We start from the raw sequence: 20,300 nt of genomic DNA on the forward strand, positions 1-20,300 counted from the left end.
CCCACCTCAGGCGAACTCGCACGTCACGCCAGCGTCGCCGTCGAGCGTCGCATGGACACGCTTGAGGCTTTCACCGGTGGCCATGGCGTCGAGCAAGCGGTCGGCCACCAGTGGCAACACGTGCTGGTCGAGCAAATGGTCGATCAGGCGTGCGCCGCTTTCGCTCTGGGTGCAACGCTCGGACAGGTGATCGACGAGGTTCTGGCACCAGCTGAAATCCAGCTGACGACGGTTCAGGCGCTCGCCGAGACGGCCCAGTTTGATTTCGATCAGCTCGCGCAGCACCGGGCCGCCCACCGGGTAGTACGGCACCACTTTCATCCGTGCCAGCAAGGCCGGTTTGAAGTGTTTGCTGAGCACCGGGCGAATGGTTTCTTCCAGCACTTCGGCGGTCGGCCGTGCGCCGTCTTCGCAGAGGTCGCTGATGCGGTCGCTGCCCAGGTTCGAGGTCATCAGGATCAGCGTGTTGCGGAAGTCGATTTCGCGCCCTTCGCCGTCGTTGGCCACGCCCTTGTCGAAGATCTGGTAGAACAGGTTGAGCACGTCCGGGTCGGCCTTCTCGACTTCATCGAGCAGCACCACCGAGTACGGCTTCTGCCGCACCGCTTCGGTGAGCATGCCGCCCTCGCCGTAACCGACGTAGCCCGGTGGCGCACCGATCAGACGGGAAACGGTGTGCTTCTCCTGGAATTCGGACATGTTGATGGTGGTGATAAAGCGGTCGCCGCCGTACAGCAGATCAGCGAGGGCCAGGGCGGTTTCGGTCTTGCCGACGCCGCTCGGGCCGACCAGCAGGAACACGCCAACCGGCGCGTCAGGCTTGTTCAGACCGGCGGCGGTGGCGCGCATCGAGCGATCCAGCGCGTGTACCGCTTGTTCCTGGCCACGGATACGCGCGCGCAGGTCGGTGGCGAAACTCGCGACCTTGGCGTTGTGTTCACGGGCCAGTTGCGCCAGCGGCACGCCGGTCCAGGCGCTGATCACTTCGGCCACCAGACGCGGGCAGACTTCGAAGCTGACCAGACGCTCCTTGACCTGCGCGGCGGTCAGGGCACTGTGGGTTTCGTTGAGCTGGGCTTCCAGCGCTTCAACGCTGAGCGCCTCATCGACTTCGGCAACCAGGGTTTCGATCACGGTGCCTTCAGCGTCTTCCTCGACGCTGATGGTCGGCTCGACCGCCGCCGCTTCACGGGCTTTCGCCAGTTGCTGACGCAGCTCCAGCAGGCGTTCGGCCAGCTGCTTCTGCTCGGTCCACAGGCTTTCCAAGGCGACCATTTCGGTTTCGGCCTCGTCCAGCCGCGCTTCCAGAGCATCCAGCGCTTCGTGGTCGATCAGCAGGCCAGCCTCGGCATCGCGGCGCAGGGCCTGGCGCTGACGGCCACCTTCAGCCAGTTCGCCACGCAGGCGCTCAAGGCTTTCCGGGGCGGCGGCTAGGCTGATGCGCACGCGGGCGCACGCGGTGTCGAGGACGTCGACTGCCTTGTCCGGCAGCTGCCGACCCGCGAGGTAACGGGCCGACAGCTCAGCGGCCGACACCACCGCGTCATCGCGCAGGTAGATGCCGTGGCTCTTCTCGTAGACCTGCGCCAGACCACGAAGGATGGTCACCGCTTCGCTGACTGTCGGTTCGTGCAACTGCACCGGCTGGAAGCGACGGGCCAGGGCCGGGTCTTTCTCGAAATATTTCTTGTACTCGGCCCAAGTAGTGGCGGCGATGGTGCGCAATTCGCCACGGGCCAGCGCCGGCTTCAGCAGGTTGGCCGCATCGGAACCGCCGGCATTGCCACCGGCACCGATCAGGGTGTGGGCTTCGTCGATGAACAGAATGATCGGCTTCGGCGAGGCTTTGACTTCGTCGATCACGCCTTTGAGGCGGCGCTCGAACTCACCCTTGACGCTGGCGCCGGCCTGCAACAGGCCCATGTCCAGCGACAGCAGCTCGACGCCCTTGAGCACCTGCGGCACTTCACCGGCAGCGATGCGCGAGGCCAGGCCTTCGACGATGGCGGTTTTACCCACCCCGGCCTCACCGACCACGATCGGGTTGTTCTTGCGGCGACGGGCGAGGATGTCGACCATCTGCCGAATCGCGCCATCGCGGCACAGCACCGGATCGAGTTTGCCGTCGCGGGCCTGTTGGGTCAGGTTGTGGGTGAAGCGCTGCAGCAGCGATTCGCCCTGGGCAACCGGCTTGCCATCGGCCTGGGTCTGCGGCTGTTGCGACAGAGCGAACTCCTTCAGGCGCTCGATATTCAGTTTGGCGAGCAGCGGCTGATAGCGGCTGCCGGCGTAACGCATCGGGTTGCGCAGCAACGCGAGGATCAGCGCAGCGTCTTCGACCTGGGTCTGGCCCAATTCGAGGTTGGCCACCAGCAGCGCGTCTTGCAGCCACTGCACCAGTTCCGGGGCGAACACCGGGTTGCGCGACGCGCTGTGCTCGACCCGAGTCTGCAACGCGGCGCTCAGTTCGCCAGCATCCACATCGGCATCCTGCAAGGCGCGCGACAGCAGCCCGTTCTGGCGCTCCAGCAGGCCCAGCAGCAAGTCTTCGACCAGAATCTTGCTGCCGCCACGGGCGACGCAACGCTCGGCCGAACGCTCCAGATCACGACGGGTTTCGGCGTCCAGCGCCTGGATGAGTTGTTGCAGGTCTACGTTGATCATGGCTCACGTCCTTAATGAATTTTGCTGCCCAGGGTCACCACGCCGTCCGCTTTTTCGCGGCCCAGCCAACTGGTCCAACCGAGGCGACAGGCGTTCTGCTCACCGATGCGCAGTTCGCGGATTTCTTCCTGGCGCAGCACCAGGCGAATGTCGTAGTCGAGCGGGTCACGCAGGGTGAACCGCACCAGCGCGCACAGCGGCTGGTAGCCGAAACCGATGGGCAGGAATTCATGAAATCGCTGCCAGTCGAGTTCGGTGATGTGAATGCGGAATTTGCCGCTGCGGTCGCGCACGTGTTCGCCGAGCACCAGGTCTTCACCGAGCACGCTGTTGGCGAAACCGAGGCGATTGCGCTGCTCGTCGAGAATCTCCACGCGGCGCTCGATGCACTGCTCGATGACCAACTCTTCGTGCTTGAAGTAGTAACGCAGCACCGCTTCGATCAGCGCCGCCGAGTGCGCCCGCAGGCTGAGCAGGCCAAGGTATGGCAGCAGACGCTTCCAGTTCAGTTCCTTGGCCTTGCGGATCTCGTCGCCGCCCAGACCGATCAGGGCGAACAGCTGCGACGAGAACGGGTCGATGGCACCGCTCTGGAAACTTGCGCGATAGCGGTACTTGCGCCAGATCGGCAGCAGCAGCCGTTGCAGGCGATGGTGGAACAGGTCGAGGAAGTTGCGCGTCGGGTTGCCGTCCTCGCTGTCGCCCAGGGCCTGTTCGCCATAGAACGCCGGCAGCGGCGAACCGGAGCCGACCAGGCCGATCAGGTTGAAGCGCATGCGCGCGCGCATCTGCCCGTGTTCTTCGAAAAACTCCACGCGATCAACGTCGCTGCCAGGAAAACCCAGGCTCGGGTTGGCCTGGAATTCCACCTGGTCGTACAGGTCGTCTTCGCTCAGGTGCGGGTGCGCCTCGCGCAGCCGGTCGATCACCAGCAGCACGGCCTGAAACAGCGAGTACTCGCGTATTACCCGGCTCAGCCCGCTTAAAGCAGGGGCTGCAGGCCCATACGTGGTGTCCATTGGTACACCTCTCCCTGTGTGCTTTTTACCCGCAGCTCATGGTACGAATTGAGACTGGCGTAAAGCGCGAAAAACTCGTTGAGAACCGAAGCGAAAACGAACAGGTCGCCCTCGCCGATATAGCCTTCCGGGTCGATGGTCAGCTCGGTGCGCAAGCCGCGTACCGGCAGGCCTCGGTGCAGTCGGTCGACGTGGTGATGCTTGATGTGCTTGAGCCCGCCGAGCAGGCGTTTGCTGACTTTTTCCGCGTGCTGGTCGTAATAGCGCGGCAGGTCGTAGGTTTCGAGGATCACCTTCAGCGCGTTGACGTCGGCCAGCGACAGATAGTTGAGCGACATGTTGCTGATCAGCTTCCACAGGAAGTCACGGTTCAGCGGCGGCGCGAAGCTCGACGTGGCCGGGGTGATGTTGCGGAAGCTGAGGAACTCCGGAGTCTCTTCGCTGGCCATGCAGATGTCGCCGAGCTTGAGTTTGCGCGGCAGGTTCTGGTTGGTACACATCAGCTCGATCGACAGGGTTTCATGGGCTTCGGTGTGGCGGATGCCGAAGCTCAGGTAGGTGTCGAGGCCGTCGTGCAGCAAGGAGGAACGCTGGCGGATGCTGTAATGCGGACGGCTGTTAGGCACGTCGAAACTCGGGTCGTGCTCGAAGGATTCGAACGGCACGTACTCCTGATAACCGAGGCCGCCGGGCTTCCAGCCGGTTACGCCTTCCACCGAAAACACGCCGCAGTTCTGCAGGTCGTATTCAGCCGGCAGCAGCAGGTATTCGTCCTGCTTGCCATCGAGGCGGATCGGCAGGGCGTCGTGCTTGAACAGGTTGACGATCGGCGTGCAGAACAGCTTCACGTTATCCAGGGTCGGGCGCATGCGCATGATCCCGCTCTTGCGGATATCGAAGCGCAATTCCAGGCCACGCATCTGCTTGAGGGTGTCTTCCGGCAGCGCCTTGAGGATGTCCAGGCCGTTGACGTCGACGAACAGGAACTTGTCCTGGAAGGCGAAATATTCCTGCAGGTAGCGATAACCACGGAAGGTGTTGAGCGGATACGGGATCAACGCTTCTTCTTCGGCAAACCCCACCGGCTTCACGCGGTCGCCGGGAATCTTGAACGCCATCGGCTTGCCGCTGACGCCATCGATAGGCTTGCCGGCACCGTCGAGCGGGATCAACTCGATGCCTTCAAGGTTGCGCAACAGACTCAGGTAGAGCATCTGGCTGATGTAACGCTCACCGGCGAAGTGCAGGCGCAACTTGCTCAGTTCCAGCTCGCCGAGGTGGCCGTCGGCGCTCATCTCCAGACGCAGGCTGAGCAGCGAACCGTCACCCTTCACCGAGTAGTTCAGCGCGGCCAGATCCAGCGGCAGGACTTCGGTCGGGTAGCAGGTGCGGAAGCGGCAACGCACGTCATCGATCGGCACGCTCTCGATCGGCGTATCGCGCTCGACCTTCAACGCCGGTCCGGATCGCTTGAGCGGATCGAACTGCAAAATGCTGAACGCCGGCAGCGGCCGCATGTAGTTCGGCCACAGCAACTGCATCAGGGAATGGCTGAGTTCCGGCAGTTCGTCATCGAGCTTCTGGCGCAGACGCCCGGTCAGAAACGCAAAGCCCTCCAGCAACCGCTCCACATCCGGATCCCGCCCGGCCTGCCCCAGGAACGGCGCCAACGCCGGACTACGCTCGGCGAAACGGCGACCCAGTTGGCGCAGTGCGGTGAGTTCGCTTTGGTAGTAGTGGTTAAAGGACATGGGTTGCCTGCCTGGTAGTGGAACTCATCAAAAAAATATCCTGTAGAGCGCAACCGTCACGCCGGCGCAGAAGTAACCGGCGATCAGTAGGTACGGCACGAGCAGGATCCAGCCGTAGGCCATGAAAGCATTGTCGAATGGCCCGACGACCAGACTGCACAAGCCATAAAGCATCCAGGGCACCGCGTAAAAAGGGATGAACTTCAACGGTGCCAGCCAGACCATCCGAAGCGCCTGCTGCTCATTGCGGCTCTTCGCGGTCCGCGATACCCACAGCGCAAACAACAGCAGCCCGGGCATGCCGAACCACAACAGATACACCCAGTGGGTCTTGGACGAATCGAATGTCGAATATTCGCCAATCCACAGGCCATAGGATGAAAACGCCAGCATGGCCAAGAATGGCGTCCACAAGGCACCCATGAAGAAACTCAGCTGCGCGCGGCTGAGGAAGGGCATCTCGCTCGATACACCGATCACGGGCAAGCCCTCATCCTCGAACTCACGTCCTGCGAAGCAATCGCAGGCAATGCCTGCCGCAGCAACGCGCGCTTTTCCAGGCGCAGCTCAATGAGCTGCATAGCCAGAATCGCCAGCAACGTCATCCCGCCCTGGGCCACGGTGTAGAACAGCGCCCGCAGCGGGTTGTCGGGCACCATCATGAATAGAATCCAGGCGACCATCAGAGCGACCAGGCCGAGCTTGGCCCACAGCTTCGGGATAATCGCGACCAGTGTGTTTATTCCAAAAAATATGTAGATGAACATGTAATGAGCGATGCCAATCGCCACCCCACGGGCAGTGAATCCACCGTTGAACGCCTTGTAGGCCACAACGACTGCGTTGTTCAGAAACACGTAGGCCACGCATCCCGCGGCATGAATTGCCAGGCACAGCGCAAAACGCACATAAATGTTCATCGCTGGGCAACTCCCAGTTTTTCAGGAGTGATTGCGATGCCCGAGTACACATACAGTTGGTCACCGTCATAGCCACCTATAGCCGCTGCGCTGAGCGGATGACTGTCCCGTGTGCCGTAACGAATCCAACCTTCGGTCCACATCCCACCACTCTCGTGGCGGATCTCAACGTAGTAGTCCGGTGCCTCGTTCCTGGTAATTTCAACGAATACCCCGCCATCCTCAGCACCAATCCACAGAGCATCGGGATGGGCGAACAGCTTGGGCTCGGTGGAGCGTTCCATTCGCAATAACAACGCAAGGCCGACCAGAATCGCCAGTAAACCGACCGAGCTGAGAAAAGTTACAAGGCATTGCCAGGCTCTGAGCTTCATGGAGCTGATCCGAAAAAACGCTTCATGGGCAGATCGAAGCCTCACGGATCGTCCACTCTCGCTGGGTCCCTTCAGTGACTTTCTCGACGACTGCCAGGCGCTGTTTCAACTGAGTGGCGTCAATGGATTTACTGCCCGCAGCGTCGTTGATGGTCAGCTGATAGTTGCTCGGGATCTGTTCGATCACGTCTTCACCGTAAGAGGCAAAACTCGCCACGAGCGCGCGCGCGCCTGCTTTAACCGTCAGGTTGCGATCCAGTGAGTGCATGTTTGAGCTGTTGGAAATCTTCATCTCGAGTGGCTGGCCACAACGGTTTTCCATATACACATGGTTGTTGTAGACCTGTTGCGCAGCGCAGCCGTACAGGGAGACAAACAGCAGGATAAAACCGGCGAACCTAGTCATCGAATTCAACCCTGGCCAGCCAAAGCAGGCTTTTCACGTCCTGTTCAGAGGCGGCCATGCGCTTCTGCAGGTTGTTGGCCGTCTGGGTGTAACTGCTGAAGTAATGCATGACATCCACCTCGCCCGTGTTTGGTGTCGGGTGGTTTGCCTTGGGGTTTTGCATCAACGTTGACGTTTCTTTGTGCGTCCACGAGTAGTTGGGGATCAGCCCACCCCCGTATTCGTTGAGAATCAGATGCCCGAATTCATGGGCCGAGGTCTCTTTGAACTCTTCCTGTGCATAGTTGGCAGCATCCGCAGCCGTAAGGCCTTGACGCCTGACGAGTTGGTCAAAGGCATAGCCGGCGTTGTGATAGACCTTCCGGGCAATCGCCAGGCTGGTCGAACGGCCAAAGTCCTTGGCCAACGAATCAATCAACGGGAAGTTCCCGGCCTTGGGTTCGACATTCACCTCGGCCTTGACCGTGACTTTGTAGACGCCTTTGCTGGTCGTGATCCCTTCGGCAATACCACCACCGCGCGAACCATTGCGCGACCAATACAATTCGATGCCTTCCTTCGCCCAATCCAGCAAAGTGCTGAATGGCGTAGGCATCAGGCCAGGCGTGGAACCACTGCTGCCACCCTCCGAGAAGCTCGGGCGCAGTGTCACTTCCACGGTCTTGGCATTGCGATCAATACGCACATCGACCCATTTCACCTCTTCAGCCGAACAAGCGAGCTTCACTTCGGTGACTTGCTGCTTGCCCGCTCCGGTCGCGGTCAGGCGGACTTTGAGGTTCGGGCTTTTCAGGATTTTGGTGTCGAGGATGCCGGCAGTGTCGTACCCATCCCATTGCCACGGATGCTTGCCAGGGGGCAAGAACGGGGCGGTATTGGCTTCGGTGTAGACCGGCTTTTCACCATCCAGGACTTCCAGCTTCACACTGTCTGCCGCATCCATGCGGTTCTCGACGACGAAGTCGACAAGCTCACGGTTTTTCGATGCTCCGGATTTCAGCTCATCGAAGTCCGGTATCTCCAGCGGCGTCAGAACCGAGTTGCCACCCGATTTCAGACCCAGTCGGTAATCCAGAGCAGCGGCGACCGCAAGGGCGGCAAGCCCCGAAAACGGCGCCGGCGAATGCGAATTCCCGATAATTACCGTCCCGGAACCGGCCGTAACCTTGTTCCCGTGCGCTCCCACCGAGCCTACGGTCGCAGCCGGTTTGCCATTGATCAGAACCGTAGTGGCAAGGTCGCCGACCAGCGCACCACCACACGCCGAGGCATCGCCTTGGCGGGCGGCCGCGAGGCCGTCGAAGAACACGTCGCCGGAACCGGCGGCGATCGGGTTGGTGCCGTGGCCTGGGAGCGGGCAAGCGGTGGGGTCGGATACGCGTGCTGCGGGTTTACCGGACATCGGGATTCTCCTTACTTGACCTTCACTTGACCGCTGCCATCCAGGCGCGCGGAAAAACTGACCTGACGCTTGAAACCATCCACTTCCAGCAGGCCTTCGATGCTGAAGGCCAGGCGAAGCTGATCGTGATCACGCGGCAGGGAGATGACACGCACGTTGCTCAGGCGCGGTTCGTAGGCTTCGATGAAGCTTTCGATGGCCAGGCGGGCCTGACTCAGGGAGTCGTGCAGGCTCAGGCGCATGTCATTGAGATCGGGCAACCCGTAGTCGGACAGCGTTTGCACGCTGCCCGCCCGGGTGCTGAGCATTTTGGCCAGATGGGCAGCCACCGACGCCATGGCCGAAGCCTCGCGGCTCCAGCCGGCGCGTTGATCCGCATCGCCGTTCAGGCGTTCGAAAAGGCTGCCGTATCCGTCCATGAGTCGCTCTTACTCTTTGTCCAGCTTGCCAACCAGCGACAGGGTGAAATCGGCACCCATGTACTTGAAGTGCGGACGCACGTTCAGGCTGACGCGATACCAGCCCGGCTCGCCTTCAACGTCGCTGACGATCACTTGCGCAGCGCGCAGCGGACGACGGCCACGCACTTCGGCGCTCGGGTTTTCCTGGTCGGCCACGTACTGGCGGATCCACTTGTTCAGTTCCAGCTCGAGGTCGGTACGTTCTTTCCACGAACCGAGTTGCTCGCGCTGCAGCACTTTGAGGTAGTGAGCCAGGCGGTTGACGATCATCATGTACGGCAGTTGGGTGCCGAGCTTGTAGTTCAGCTCTGCCGCCTTGCCTTCTGCGCTGATGCCGAAGAACTTCGGCTTCTGCACCGAGCTGGCGGAGAAGAACGCCGCGTTGTCGGAGCCTTTGCGCATGGTCAGGGAGATGAAGCCTTCCTCGGCCAGTTCGTATTCACGACGGTCGGAAACCAGAACCTCGGTAGGAATCTTGGTTTCGATTTCGCCCATGCTTTCGAAATGGTGCAGCGGCAGGTCTTCAACAGCACCACCGCTCTGCGGGCCGATGATGTTCGGGCACCAGCGGAATTTGGCGAAGCTGTCGGTCAGCTTGGTGCCGAACGCGAACGCGGTGTTGCCCCACAGGTAGTGCTCGTGGCTGTTGGCAACGGTTTCCTTGTACACGAACGACTTGACCGGGTTTTCTTCCGGGTCGTACGGGTTGCGCAGCAGGAAACGCGGCACGGTCAGGCCAACGTAGCGGGAGTCTTCCGAGGTACGGAAGCTCTGCCATTTGGTGAATTGCGGGCCTTCGAAGTGGTCTTTCAGATCTTTCAGATCCGGCAGGCCGGTGAAGCTTTCCAGGCCGAAGAATTTCGGGCCGGCAGCAGCGATGAACGGCGCGTGGGACATGCAGGATACGCTGGCCACGTACTGCATCAGCTTCACGTCCGGCGAGCTTGGGGACAGGTAGTAGTTGGCGATGATCGCACCAACCGGCTGACCACCGAACTGGCCGTATTCAGCGGTGTAGATGTGCTTGTACAGGCCCGACTGCATGACTTCCGGCGAGTCTTCGAAATCGTCCAGCAGGTCGTCTTTGGAGACGTTGAGGATTTCGATCTTGATGTTTTCGCGGAAGTTGGTGCGGTCGACCAGCAGTTGCAGGCCACGCCACGACGACTCCAGCGACTGGAAGTCCGGGTGGTGCAGGATTTCGTCCATCTGACGGCTGAGCTTGGCATCGATCTCGGCGATCATGCGGTCAACCATGGCTTTCTTGACCGGCTCGCCGTTGTTCTGCGGCTTGAGCAACTCTTCGATGAACGCCGACACACCGCGCTTGGCGATGTCGTAGGCTTCGTCGTCCGGGGTCAGGCGGGTTTCGGCGATGATGCTGTCGAGAATGCTGTACTCGCCGTTTTCGGCGGCGTTCTGTTGTGCTGCGCTAGTGCTCATTGTGTTGGCTTCCTTGGCTGCTCTAGTCTCAGGCGTCCGGGGCTGCGGCGTTCAGGCCCAGCTCACCGAGTACGCGACCACGGGATTCATCGTCGGCGAGCACGCCTTCGATGGCTTTACGGAACGCAGGGGCGTTACCCAGCGGGCCTTTGAGGGCCACCAGCGCGTCGCGCAGTTCCATCAGTTTCTTCAGCTCAGGCACTTGCTCGACCAGGCTGGCCGGGTTGAAGTCCTTCATCGAGTTGACGCGCAGTTGCACAGCCAGCTCATCGGCCTCGCCATCTTCCTGCAGACGGTTCGGCACGCTCAGCGTCAGGCTCAGCTCTTGCTTGGAGAGCACTTCGTCGAAGGTCATCTTGTCGATGCTGATCGGCTTGCGATCCTCGATCTTGCGATCGTCCTTGCGGTGGGTGTAGTCACCGATTGCCAGCAGTTTCAGCGGCAGTTCAATCTCTTCCTGAGCACCGCCGGTAGCGGGTTTGAAGGTGACGTTGATGCGTTCCTTGGGGGCGACCGAGCCTTCTTTGGCCATGGCTTTTCTCCTTGCGGTTGTGGCCCTGGGGCCTATTCGAGTACCACTTCGAGGTCGAGGTGGCACAGCCTGCGATAAATCTCTTCCTTGCGTTCACGCACTGCATGGTTCTGCGGCAACAACTCGCAGCAACTGTGCAGCAGGTGCAGCACTTCCAATGCAAGATCGGGCTCCCAGGCGTGCAGGCCTGAGTCCTGTAATGTCTGATCGAGGGTTTCGAGCTGGTTCTTGGCCAGTTCGTACTTCTTGGCCATGAAGCACAGCCGCGCGAGGGCGAACTGCCAGAAGAAGCGCTCGCGCCCGCCATGGGCGGACTGCAGACCCTGCTTGAGAGTCTGCACGGCCGTCTTGAGGCCGTCCTTGCGCAGGATCGGCATGACGTCTTCGAGGGCCTTTTCCCACGCGGGCTGGGTCGCGACATCGACCTCGACCTTGCGCGGCGCGCTGGCGCTTTGCAGGTGCGGCATGACGTTGGCGGCGATCCACGCCCGGGTGGCCGGATCGGCGAACGGCGCGCCGTCATGGAAGCGCAGCTCGGCGATACCTGGCAGGCGCTGAACCAAAAGCGCGAAGTGGATTTCCACTTCGCGCATAGCCATCTCGGCGTTGAGGTTCTGGAGGCATTCCCAGACTATCCTCTGGCCATCGAACCAGAACGGTGCCTTCGCCAGGCTCGCCTCCAGTTCCACCAGCAGGTCGGCGTATTTGCCCTGGTCGAAGCGGTCCTGATAGAGCTTTAGTTTCTCGATCGGCAGGCCACGCAGCACGGTGATCTGCTCGGCGTTGCGCTCCGGCACCACGTCGATCGGCAGCCAGAGCAGGGTGCGGTTCAGGCGCAGGGCGCGCAGGTCGGTGGCCTTCTGCTTGAGCCACCAGGCGCACAGCGGCCGGGCGCTTTCTTGCTGGGCGCGCAATGCCTTGTAGGCGTCTTTCTCGTTGTCGATCGGCGCGCCGGGGGTGAGCAACTGGGTCGCGGCCTGCTTGACCTGCGCGACCGCCGCGCCCACGACACCGGGCGCCGGCTGATTGTCGGCGGCACGCTGGATCATGGTTTTCAGGCGGCGGGAGATCGGCAGCAGCAGGGGCGCCTCATCGCCCAGGTGTTGGGAGCAGGCGGCGTCGAGGCCTTCCAGATGCTCGGACAGTTGCCGGAACATCGGCAGCTGTTCCTTGATCGCAACGTTTTCGGTGATGACCTGCTCGAGCTTCGGCACCAGCCAGCCAACGGCGGCGGCCCGGGTGCGGGGTTTGAGCGGGTGAACGTCGGCCCAGTTGTTTTCCGACAGGTGGTGCAGAAAACCAAGGCCGGCCAGCAGGCCGGGGAAGGATTCACGCTGGTACAACGCCCAGGTCAGCCAGGCGCCGACACGTAGATCCTTGGATTGGGTACGCAGCAGGGATTCGCTGTTTTCGCGGATTTTCAGCCAGTCGATCTGGCCGCTTTCGTGCATCGACGAGGCTTTGGCGAGCTCGCTTTCCAGGGCCTCGAATTCGCTCGAAAAACGAACGTCTTCGCCCGCGAAATTCTCTTTGGAAACAGAGACTTTTGCGAGTTCGAGGTAATGGGCGGAAAGTTTGCTTGAGTAGGACATCCATGGCCTTTTATTTGGATAACGGTCGGGCGCCTATTGGAGTTGCAACGGCGCGGACAGTATCGAAGAGCGGTGAAGCGACTCATCCGTTTGAGTTTTGTGCTCTATCAAGAGCGCGCATCGTAATCAGTATGATGGCCACTAGCAAGCATCTGATTAAACAACAAGACGAAGTGTTCAACGTCAGCTGTAGGAGATCGCCCTATATATCGCAGGGGATTCCCCGAGAGCGACTTATATCCCCTCCATTCCCCGAAATCCCCTGCAACCATTGACCTAGAGCGCCCCACCGTTCACCCCCAATACACTTCGAACGTTCGTGCCAAAACCTGTCGCAAAGCATGCCAACTCTTGAAAGAAATAGAAGTAGGAATCTTCCGAAAGAAGGCGCTTATCTATCGACGAATTCGGAACGACATCAGCCGGAACTAAAAGTGCCATCATTTTGATGTCACTTAAAACAGCAAAACTTCATAACGCGACAATAAACGCCGATTTGCCTTGATCATGCGGAAATCTTATCGAGATTTTCTCTGACAAATACCGAGGAATGTTCTTACATCAATTTGTTTCCCAAGCCACCTGCGTCGTCCGCGCAAAAAGTCATTATATTGTCGCCCGGCGACGTCAAGTGACGAGCGCCCATCATTGAATATGGACATTGCAAATGGATGAAAACAGAAGGCCAATCAAGACCCGTTCAGCGGGCTGGGCGAAACGTTTCACCGAGACGCTGGTGAAACGCGATATTTCCCCCAACCAGATTTCCGTCGTCAGCATGCTCTTCGCGCTGTTCGGCGCGCTGACGCTGAACATCGATATCGGCGTGACCGGTTCGATCCTTTGCATCATCGGCATTCAACTGCGCTTGCTGTGCAACCTGTTCGACGGGATGGTGGCCATCGAGGGCGGCAAGCAATCGGCCATTGGCAGCCTGTACAACGAGTTTCCGGACCGGGTGGCGGACAGCCTGCTGATCGTCGGGCTGGGTTATGCCATCGGCCAGTCCGACCTCGGCTGGTTCGCCGCGCTGGTCGCCGCGCTGACGGCCTACATCCGGGTATTCGGCGGCTCTCTCGGGCTCAAGCAGAATTTCATGGGGCCAATGGCCAAGCAGCATCGAATGGCGGTGATAACCGTGGGGCTGCTGTTGAACATGGTCGAGACGCGCGTTTACGACACGCACTACGTCCTGTTGATCGCGCTGACGATCATCGCCATCGGCTCGGTCGCGACCTGCATCACCCGTACGCTGGCGATCTCCAGCCAACTGAAGGGGAATGCCCATGTGGATCAGTAATGCGCTGATTTCAGTGCTGCGCTTCTTGATCGGTGTGACCGCGCGCTGGGAAAGCCCGCCGGACCTCACACGCCAGCGCATCTACTACGCCAACCACACCAGCCACATGGACACCCTGGCGATCATTGCCGCGTTGCCGCCGGAGGCTCGGCTGAACGTGAAACCGGTGGCTGCCGCCGACTATTGGGGCAAGAACCGCTTTCTGTCGTATATCTCCCAGAAAGGCTTGAACGCGGTACTGATCGAGCGCAACCCGGCACCGGGCACCAACGTGCTGGAGCCGATTTTCGAGGTGGTGCGCGCCGGCCACTCGATCATCATTTTCCCCGAAGGCACCCGCTCCACCCAACCGCTGCCGGGGGCGTTCAAATCCGGAATCTTCCGTCTGGCCGAGACCTTTCCCGAGGTCGATCTGGTGCCGATCTACCTGGAAAACCTGCATCGCTCGATGCCCAAGGGCAAACACGTACCGCTGCCGATCATCTGCACGATCCGCATCGGCGACCCGCTGCCACGGATGGCCGGCGAAGAGAAACAGGCGTTCCTGGAGCGCGCGCGTGAAGCCATCGTGAGGTTGTCGAAATGAGTCTGGAAACCAAGTTCCTCTGGTTCTTCGCGGCAATCGCCTGCCTGTTGGCGGTGGCTTCGCTGATCGGTCGCGTCCTGGCCCGACGGGCCAAGTCCGAGAGCTCGATCGCGACCATCGAAAACCTCAACCAGCGGGTGAATGCCTGGTGGGGGATGGTGATCATTTTCTTCGTGTCGTGGCTGCTCGGCCCCAACGCCACGGTGGTGCTGTTCGGCTTCATTTCCCTGTTCGCACTGCGCGAGTTCATCACCCTGACGCCCACAGCGCGCGGCGACCACAATGCGTTGTTCTCGGCGTTTTTCATCCTGATCCCGCTGCAATACCTCCTGATCGGCACGCACTGGTATTCGATGTTCACCTTGCTGGTGCCGGTGTATGCCTTCCTGCTGCTGCCGGCGATCGCCGTCCTGAGCCAGGACACCGAGGGTTTCCTGGAGCGCACGGCGAAGATCCAGTGGGGCGTGATGATCTGCATCTACTGCATCAGCCACGCTCCGGCGCTGCTGTTGCTGGACCTGCAAGGCTTCCACGGGCAGAACGCTTTACTGCTGTTCTATCTGGTGTTCGTGGTGCAGATGAGCGACGTGCTGCAGTACGTGTTCGGCAAGCTGTTCGGCAAACGCAAGGTCGCGCCGTTGGTGAGCCCGTCGAAAACCGTGGAAGGATTGGTCGGTGGCGGCCTGTCGGCCACGCTGATCGGCGGCTGCATGTTCTGGATGACCCCCTTCAGCTTCTGGGAGTCGCTGCTGATGTCGCTGGTCATCGTGGTGATGGGTTTCCTTGGCGGGCTGGTGATGTCCGCCATCAAGCGCAGCCTGAGCGCCAAGGACTGGGGCACGATGATCAAGGGCCACGGCGGCATGCTCGACCGGATGGATTCGATCTGTTTCGCCGCGCCGATTTTCTTCCACCTGACCCGGTACTTCTTCTCGGCCTGATCCAGACAATGGCGACAGGCACAAAAAATGGGCATCCGACGCAGTCGGCATGCCCATTTTTTAATTACGGTTCTCCCCGTTATTCAGGGAGTGCGCCGTAATTACGGGTTGACGCTGTCTTTCAACGATTTGCCTGGCTTGAACGCAACGGTGTTGCTGGCCTTGATCTTCACCGGCTCGCCGGTTTGCGGGTTTTTGCCGGTACGGGCACCGCGATGGCGTTGCAGGAAGGTGCCGAAGCCGACGAGCGTGACGCTGTCCTTGCGGTGCAGGGCGCCGGTGATTTCTTCGAGAACGGCATTGAGAACGCGGTTGGCCTGCTCTTTGGTCAGATCCGCTTTTTCAGCGATTGCAGCGGCGAGTTCTGGTTTACGCATTAGTGAAGCCCCTTTGACGGTTTTTTGTTGTTATGTCCGTGCTGTTCTCGTTGGAACAGCGCCCAAGGCGCCGCAGGCTCTACTCTGCGGCAGACGGGAGTGAGGATGGCACGCCCACCGGGGCGGCGCCAGTCTCAGGGCGACCTTTGTAGGGGCAAAAGCGGGGTGATTCCGACAGAACGACCGGTATTTACGCCAGCAGGGCCGGAAGCTGCTTGTTCAGAGCGAGTTTTTCCATGACCGCCGCACCCGTCAGCGCGTAACCGAGCAATTGCCCGCCGGCGTCGTGACACAGGGCCTTGATGTCCGCGCCCTGCCCCTCCACCGTCCAGATGCCTTCGGCGCCCCGTGGCGGCGGCGACACCACCAACGGACAGACCGGGGTCTTCACAGTGATCGGCATCGGGCCGTAATTCACGGCGGTCGGGTTTCCCGCCAGGGTTTGTGCCAGCGCTCTCGCACAGCTCATGAGGGGCATCACGTACAGCAGATTCAGCCCATCGACCTCGGCACAGTCGCCCAGGGCGTAGATGTTGGCGTGGGAGGTTTGCAGGTGCCGGTCGACGACCACGCCGCGATTGACCTGAATCCCGGCAGCCGCCGCCAGATCGATCCGGGGACGCAGGCCGATGGCCGACACCACCACATCGCAGGCGATGGTCTGGCCGTCGGACAGGTGCGCTTCCAGGCCATCGGCGACCTTTTGCAGGCGCGTCAGCACCGGGCCGAGATGGAAACGCGCCCCGAGGCTCTCCAGCCCGGCCTGCACCGCCGCCGCAGCGGCCGGGTGCAGCAGGGTCGGCATCACCTGCTCGCACGGGGCGACCAGTTGCACTTCGTAGCCACCCAGGATCAGGTCGTTGGCGAACTCGCAGCCGATCAGACCGGCACCGAGCAGCAGCACCCGGCGCTTGCCCGCCACCGCCGCCCGAAAGCGCGCATAGTCTTCGAGATCATTGATCGGGAATACCAGCTGCGCCGCATCACCTTCGATCGGCACACGCACGGTTTCCGCGCCCCAGGCGAGGATCAGGTCGCGGTAGCTCACCGCTTCCTCGCCGATCCACAGGCGTTTGTGGCCCGGATCGATGCCGCTGATGCGAGTGTGAGTACGCACCTCGGCCTTCAACTGTTCGGCCATGGCGCCCGGTTCGGCCATGCTCAGGCCGTCGGCGTCCTTGTTCTTGCCGAAACCGGTGGAGAGCATCGGCTTGGAGTAGGAGCGTCCGTCATCGGCGGTAATCAGCAGCAGCGGGGTTTCGCCATCGAGCTTGCGAAACTCCCGGGCCAGGTTGTAACCCGCAAGCCCGGTGCCAACGATTACGACAGGTGCGCTCATGCCCTACTCCTCAGTTTTTCTCAGTTGATTTCGATCATTTCGAAGTCCATTTTGCCGACGCCACAGTCGGGGCACAGCCAGTCTTCCGGCACGTCCTGCCAGGCGGTGCCCGGCGCAATGCCGTCATCCGGCCAGCCGTCGGCTTCGTTGTAGATCAGGCCGCAGACCACACATTGCCACTTCTTCATTCAGGTACTTCCTCAGGATTCAGGCTTTTTTTGCCGGCGCGGACGGTCGATGGTGATGCGCTGCCATCCGGCTCAGGCGTTTTTGTACTGACCGCGTCGCCCGGATGCAAGCCTGTTCGGCATGCAGGCATCCGGGTCAATCAATATCGCGGGCCGCCATGGTAAGCTCGCCACCTCATTTGCGGCCAATACTGACTCATTGTGCAACATTCAAACTCCTCGTTCCCGGCGCCGCTGTGGCTGACCCAGGACAGCCTGACGCCCCTCCCCGACCCGTCCACGCTGGACTGGCTGTTCGATGAAGGTTCCCTGACCCGCCGCCTGACCCGCCTGTCGAATGACGGCTTCAGCATCACGCCACTGTTCGAAGGCTGGCAGGCGTTGCGTGCCGACGAATGCGCGGCGCTGGACCTGGCCGAAGGCAGCGAGGGCTGGGTGCGCGAGGTGTATCTGCACGGGCACGGCGAGGCCTGGGTGTTTGCCCGCAGCGTGGCGTCGCGCAGTGCCTTGCAGGGCGACGGCTTGCACATGGATGAACTGGGCAGCCGCTCGCTGGGCGAACTGCTGTTCTGCGATCACGCCTTCCAGCGTCGCGCCATCGAAGTCTGTCATTACCCTGAGGCGTGGTTGCCGCCAACGTCCCGAGCGCCCGAACTGTGGGGCCGTCGTTCGCGCTTCGACCGTGGCGCGCTGAGTGTGCTGGTGGCGGAAATTTTCCTGCCGAGCCTGTGGGACGCCGCCCGCGCCCATGCGGAGAATCGCTGATGTATCAGAGCCTGCTCAAGTCGCTGAACCGCTTGAACCCGCGCGCCTGGGACTTCATCCAGTTGACTCGCATGGACAAGCCGATCGGCATTTATCTGCTGCTCTGGCCGACGCTGTGGGCACTGTGGATTGCCGGCAAAGGCTCGCCGTCGCTGGCCAACATCGTGATCTTCGTCCTCGGCGTGGTGCTGACCCGCGCCGGCGGTTGCGTGATCAACGACTGGGCCGACCGCAAGGTCGACGGCCACGTCAAACGCACCGCGCAACGTCCGTTGGCGGCCGGCAAGATCAGTTCGAAAGAGGCGCTGGTGTTCTTTGCGCTGCTGATGGGCGTGAGCTTCCTGCTGGTGCTGTGTACCAATGCCGCCACGATCTGGCTGTCTCTCGGCGGTCTGGCGCTGGCGTTCAGTTATCCGTTCATGAAGCGCTACACCTATTACCCGCAAGTGGTGCTGGGCGCAGCGTTTTCCTGGGGCATGCCGATGGCGTTCACCGCCGAAACCGGTGAACTGCCGGCGGCGGCGTGGCTGCTGTACATCGCCAACCTGCTGTGGACGGTGGGTTACGACACTTATTACGCGATGACTGACCGCGATGACGACTTGAAGATCGGCGTGAAGTCCACGGCGATTCTGTTCGGCGAGGCGGATCGGGTGATCATCCTGACCTTGCAGGCCTTGTCACTGGGTTGCCTGTTGCTGGCCGGGTCGAAATTCGAACTGGGGATCTGGTTCCACCTCAGCCTGCTGGTGGCCGCCGGGTGCTACGCCTGGGAATTCTGGTACACCCGCGACAAGGACCGGATGCGTTGCTTCCAGGCGTTCCTGCACAACCACTGGGCCGGGTTGGCGATCTTCGTCGGCATCGTCCTGGATTACGCGCTGCGCTGATCCACCAATGAATGTGGGAGCAGGCGAGCCCGCTCCCACAGGGGTTTCGCGGTTACTTGTGCTCGTGAACCACGTGCCACACGTCTTTCATGCCATCGCCCTTCATTTCTCCAGGCTTTTCATCCTTCACGAAGGTGTACAGCGGCTTGCCGTCGTAGGCGTATTGCATCATGCCGTCATCGCGCTTGATGACCGTCCATTTGCCTTCAGCCTTGGCACCCGCCGGCGCCATCATCGGCGGCCAGTTCTTGGCGCAGTCACCGTTGCACATCGATTTGCCGCCAGCGTCCTTGTCGAACGTGTAAACGGTCATGCCTTTGTGATCGACCATCATGCCGTCTTTCATCATGGCCGGTTCGGCGGCGAACGCCATGCCCGGCAGAGCAACGGCAGCAGCAAGCAACAGGGCTTTGAGGGAAACAGTCATTTGAGTCATGGAAACCTTCTTTTGTGGTTGTCAGGATTCGGACTTAGAGCTTAGTTCAGGATCCGCACAATCGCCGCTGGACTAAAATACTGTCACACGACTGCAATAATTCCGTTATCTAATGCGGCGCAAGACAGTTAAATGACAAGAGGATTAAGGCATGGTTGGCAGGAGCATTCTGATCGTCGACGACGAAGCGCCCATTCGCGAAATGATCGCCGTTGCGTTGGAAATGGCCGGCTATGACTGCCTTGAGGCCGAGAACTCGCAGCAGGCCCACGCCATCATCGTCGACCGCAAGCCGGACCTGATCCTGCTCGACTGGATGCTGCCCGGCACCTCCGGCATCGAGTTGGCCCGCCGCCTGAAGCGTGACGAACTGACCGGGGACATCCCGATCATCATGCTCACCGCCAAGGGCGAGGAGGACAACAAGATCCAGGGTCTGGAAGTCGGCGCCGACGACTACATCACCAAGCCTTTCTCCCCGCGCGAACTGGTTGCACGTCTCAAAGCCGTACTGCGCCGCGCCGGCCCGACCGATGGCGAAGCGCCTATCGAAGTCGGCGGCCTGCTGCTCGATCCGATCAGCCATCGCGTGACCATCGACGGCCGTCCGGCCGAGATGGGGCCGACCGAATACCGTCTGCTGCAATTCTTCATGACCCATCAGGAACGCGCCTACACCCGTGGCCAGTTGCTGGATCAGGTCTGGGGCGGCAACGTCTATGTCGAGGAGCGCACCGTCGACGTCCACATCCGCCGCCTGCGCAAAGCCCTCGGCGATGCCTACGAAAATCTGGTACAAACCGTGCGCGGCACTGGCTACCGGTTCTCTACCAAAGCCTGATCCGAGCGTCAGCCCCGTAGACAAGGACCGTATTTTCCGTGAACCAAAACTGGCATGGCACCCTGATTCGCCA

At 61.0% G+C, this 20,300-nt stretch carries 21 protein-coding genes and 1 pseudogene; 6 read left to right on the top strand and 16 right to left on the bottom strand.

The genetic code is table 11. The features are described 5' to 3' along the window. Positions 1-6 precede the first annotated feature (6 nt). The 12 genes and pseudogenes from tssH to tssA form a co-directional block, all read right to left on the bottom strand. Positions 7-2,664, bottom strand: a complete 2,658-nt coding sequence (gene tssH / locus N8H74_RS02400) for a type VI secretion system ATPase TssH (RefSeq protein ID WP_262146051.1) — start codon at positions 2,662-2,664, stop codon at positions 7-9. Between the two features lie 11 nt (positions 2,665-2,675). Further along, entirely contained in the window at positions 2,676-3,683 is a 1,008-nt protein-coding gene (gene tssG, locus N8H74_RS02405; RefSeq protein WP_217829195.1) for a type VI secretion system baseplate subunit TssG, read from the bottom strand. After that, positions 3,647-5,434, bottom strand: a complete 1,788-nt coding sequence (gene tssF / locus N8H74_RS02410) for a type VI secretion system baseplate subunit TssF (protein WP_217829194.1) — start codon at positions 5,432-5,434, stop codon at positions 3,647-3,649. Before tssF ends, tssG begins: the two co-directional genes overlap by 37 nt. A gap of 27 nt (positions 5,435-5,461) precedes the next feature. After that, the gene (locus N8H74_RS02415) at positions 5,462-5,914 is read right to left on the bottom strand and encodes a hypothetical protein (protein WP_262146240.1); all 453 of its coding nucleotides are present in this window, start codon (positions 5,912-5,914) and stop codon (positions 5,462-5,464) included. Next, a complete protein-coding gene (locus N8H74_RS02420; RefSeq protein ID WP_262146052.1) occupies positions 5,911-6,354 on the bottom strand; it encodes a hypothetical protein in 444 nt (147 codons plus the stop codon). Before N8H74_RS02420 ends, N8H74_RS02415 begins: the two co-directional genes overlap by 4 nt. Then, the gene (locus tag N8H74_RS02425; RefSeq protein ID WP_262146053.1) at positions 6,351-6,728 is read right to left on the bottom strand and encodes a hypothetical protein; all 378 of its coding nucleotides are present in this window, start codon (positions 6,726-6,728) and stop codon (positions 6,351-6,353) included. Before N8H74_RS02425 ends, N8H74_RS02420 begins: the two co-directional genes overlap by 4 nt. Positions 6,729-6,750: 22 nt before the next feature. Beyond that, on the bottom strand, positions 6,751-7,134 hold the full coding sequence (locus tag N8H74_RS02430) for a hypothetical protein (RefSeq protein ID WP_262146055.1): 384 nt from the start codon (positions 7,132-7,134) through the stop codon (positions 6,751-6,753). A gap of 1,108 nt (positions 7,135-8,242) precedes the next feature. Continuing rightward, positions 8,243-8,536 (bottom strand): annotated as a pseudogene (locus tag N8H74_RS29320) (PAAR domain-containing protein); the annotation flags it as partial. Between the two features lie 11 nt (positions 8,537-8,547). Then, positions 8,548-8,955, bottom strand: a complete 408-nt coding sequence (gene tssE, locus N8H74_RS02440; protein WP_217829190.1) for a type VI secretion system baseplate subunit TssE — start codon at positions 8,953-8,955, stop codon at positions 8,548-8,550. 9 nt (positions 8,956-8,964) lie between these two features. Continuing rightward, entirely contained in the window at positions 8,965-10,440 is a 1,476-nt protein-coding gene (gene tssC, locus N8H74_RS02445) for a type VI secretion system contractile sheath large subunit (protein WP_217829189.1), read from the bottom strand. Positions 10,441-10,468: 28 nt separating this feature from the next. Further along, positions 10,469-10,972 (bottom strand): type VI secretion system contractile sheath small subunit, encoded by a 504-nt coding sequence (gene tssB, locus N8H74_RS02450; protein ID WP_217829188.1) that lies wholly within the window; start codon positions 10,970-10,972, stop codon positions 10,469-10,471. A gap of 32 nt (positions 10,973-11,004) precedes the next feature. Further along, positions 11,005-12,564 (bottom strand): type VI secretion system protein TssA, encoded by a 1,560-nt coding sequence (tssA, locus tag N8H74_RS02455; RefSeq protein WP_262146058.1) that lies wholly within the window; start codon positions 12,562-12,564, stop codon positions 11,005-11,007. Between the two features lie 667 nt (positions 12,565-13,231). Between tssA and N8H74_RS02460 the strand changes: the two genes are divergently transcribed. The 3 genes from N8H74_RS02460 to N8H74_RS02470 are packed head-to-tail and all read left to right on the top strand — an operon-like array spanning position 13,232 to position 15,391. Next, positions 13,232-13,864: a CDP-alcohol phosphatidyltransferase family protein gene (locus N8H74_RS02460; protein ID WP_262146059.1), complete on the top strand. Its 633-nt coding sequence runs from the start codon at positions 13,232-13,234 to the stop codon at positions 13,862-13,864. Beyond that, on the top strand, positions 13,851-14,450 hold the full coding sequence (locus N8H74_RS02465; protein ID WP_262146060.1) for a lysophospholipid acyltransferase family protein: 600 nt from the start codon (positions 13,851-13,853) through the stop codon (positions 14,448-14,450). The genes N8H74_RS02460 and N8H74_RS02465 overlap by 14 nt, the downstream gene beginning before the upstream one ends. Beyond that, complete coding sequence (locus N8H74_RS02470) at positions 14,447-15,391, top strand: phosphatidate cytidylyltransferase (protein WP_262146061.1); 945 nt, start codon at positions 14,447-14,449, stop codon at positions 15,389-15,391. The genes N8H74_RS02465 and N8H74_RS02470 overlap by 4 nt, the downstream gene beginning before the upstream one ends. Before the next feature lie 101 nt (positions 15,392-15,492). Here the strand turns inward: N8H74_RS02470 and N8H74_RS02475 are convergent, their stop codons facing one another. From N8H74_RS02475 to N8H74_RS02485, 3 genes are all read right to left on the bottom strand, one after another. Continuing rightward, entirely contained in the window at positions 15,493-15,768 is a 276-nt protein-coding gene (locus tag N8H74_RS02475) for an HU family DNA-binding protein (protein ID WP_003213368.1), read from the bottom strand. Positions 15,769-15,958: 190 nt separating this feature from the next. After that, the gene (locus N8H74_RS02480; protein ID WP_262146062.1) at positions 15,959-17,107 is read right to left on the bottom strand and encodes an FAD-dependent oxidoreductase; all 1,149 of its coding nucleotides are present in this window, start codon (positions 17,105-17,107) and stop codon (positions 15,959-15,961) included. Between the two features lie 20 nt (positions 17,108-17,127). After that, a complete protein-coding gene (locus N8H74_RS02485; protein WP_084317722.1) occupies positions 17,128-17,295 on the bottom strand; it encodes a rubredoxin in 168 nt (55 codons plus the stop codon). A gap of 201 nt (positions 17,296-17,496) precedes the next feature. Between N8H74_RS02485 and N8H74_RS02490 the strand changes: the two genes are divergently transcribed. Together N8H74_RS02490 and ubiA are read left to right on the top strand one after the other, a co-directional pair. Next, positions 17,497-18,060, top strand: a complete 564-nt coding sequence (locus N8H74_RS02490; RefSeq protein ID WP_262146063.1) for a chorismate lyase — start codon at positions 17,497-17,499, stop codon at positions 18,058-18,060. Then, a complete protein-coding gene (gene ubiA, locus N8H74_RS02495; RefSeq protein ID WP_262146065.1) occupies positions 18,060-18,950 on the top strand; it encodes a 4-hydroxybenzoate octaprenyltransferase in 891 nt (296 codons plus the stop codon). Before N8H74_RS02490 ends, ubiA begins: the two co-directional genes overlap by 1 nt. A 52-nt stretch (positions 18,951-19,002) precedes the next feature. On the opposite strand, the gene N8H74_RS02500 is transcribed toward ubiA, so the two are convergent. After that, complete coding sequence (locus N8H74_RS02500; protein WP_217829180.1) at positions 19,003-19,386, bottom strand: hypothetical protein; 384 nt, start codon at positions 19,384-19,386, stop codon at positions 19,003-19,005. Positions 19,387-19,537: 151 nt separating this feature from the next. Between N8H74_RS02500 and phoB the strand changes: the two genes are divergently transcribed. Continuing rightward, entirely contained in the window at positions 19,538-20,227 is a 690-nt protein-coding gene (gene phoB / locus N8H74_RS02505) for a phosphate regulon transcriptional regulator PhoB (RefSeq protein ID WP_003229608.1), read from the top strand. Positions 20,228-20,300 lie beyond the last annotated feature (73 nt).

The organism is Pseudomonas sp. B2M1-30 (assembly GCF_025447575.1).
GTDB lineage: Bacteria > Pseudomonadota > Gammaproteobacteria > Pseudomonadales > Pseudomonadaceae > Aquipseudomonas > Aquipseudomonas botevensis.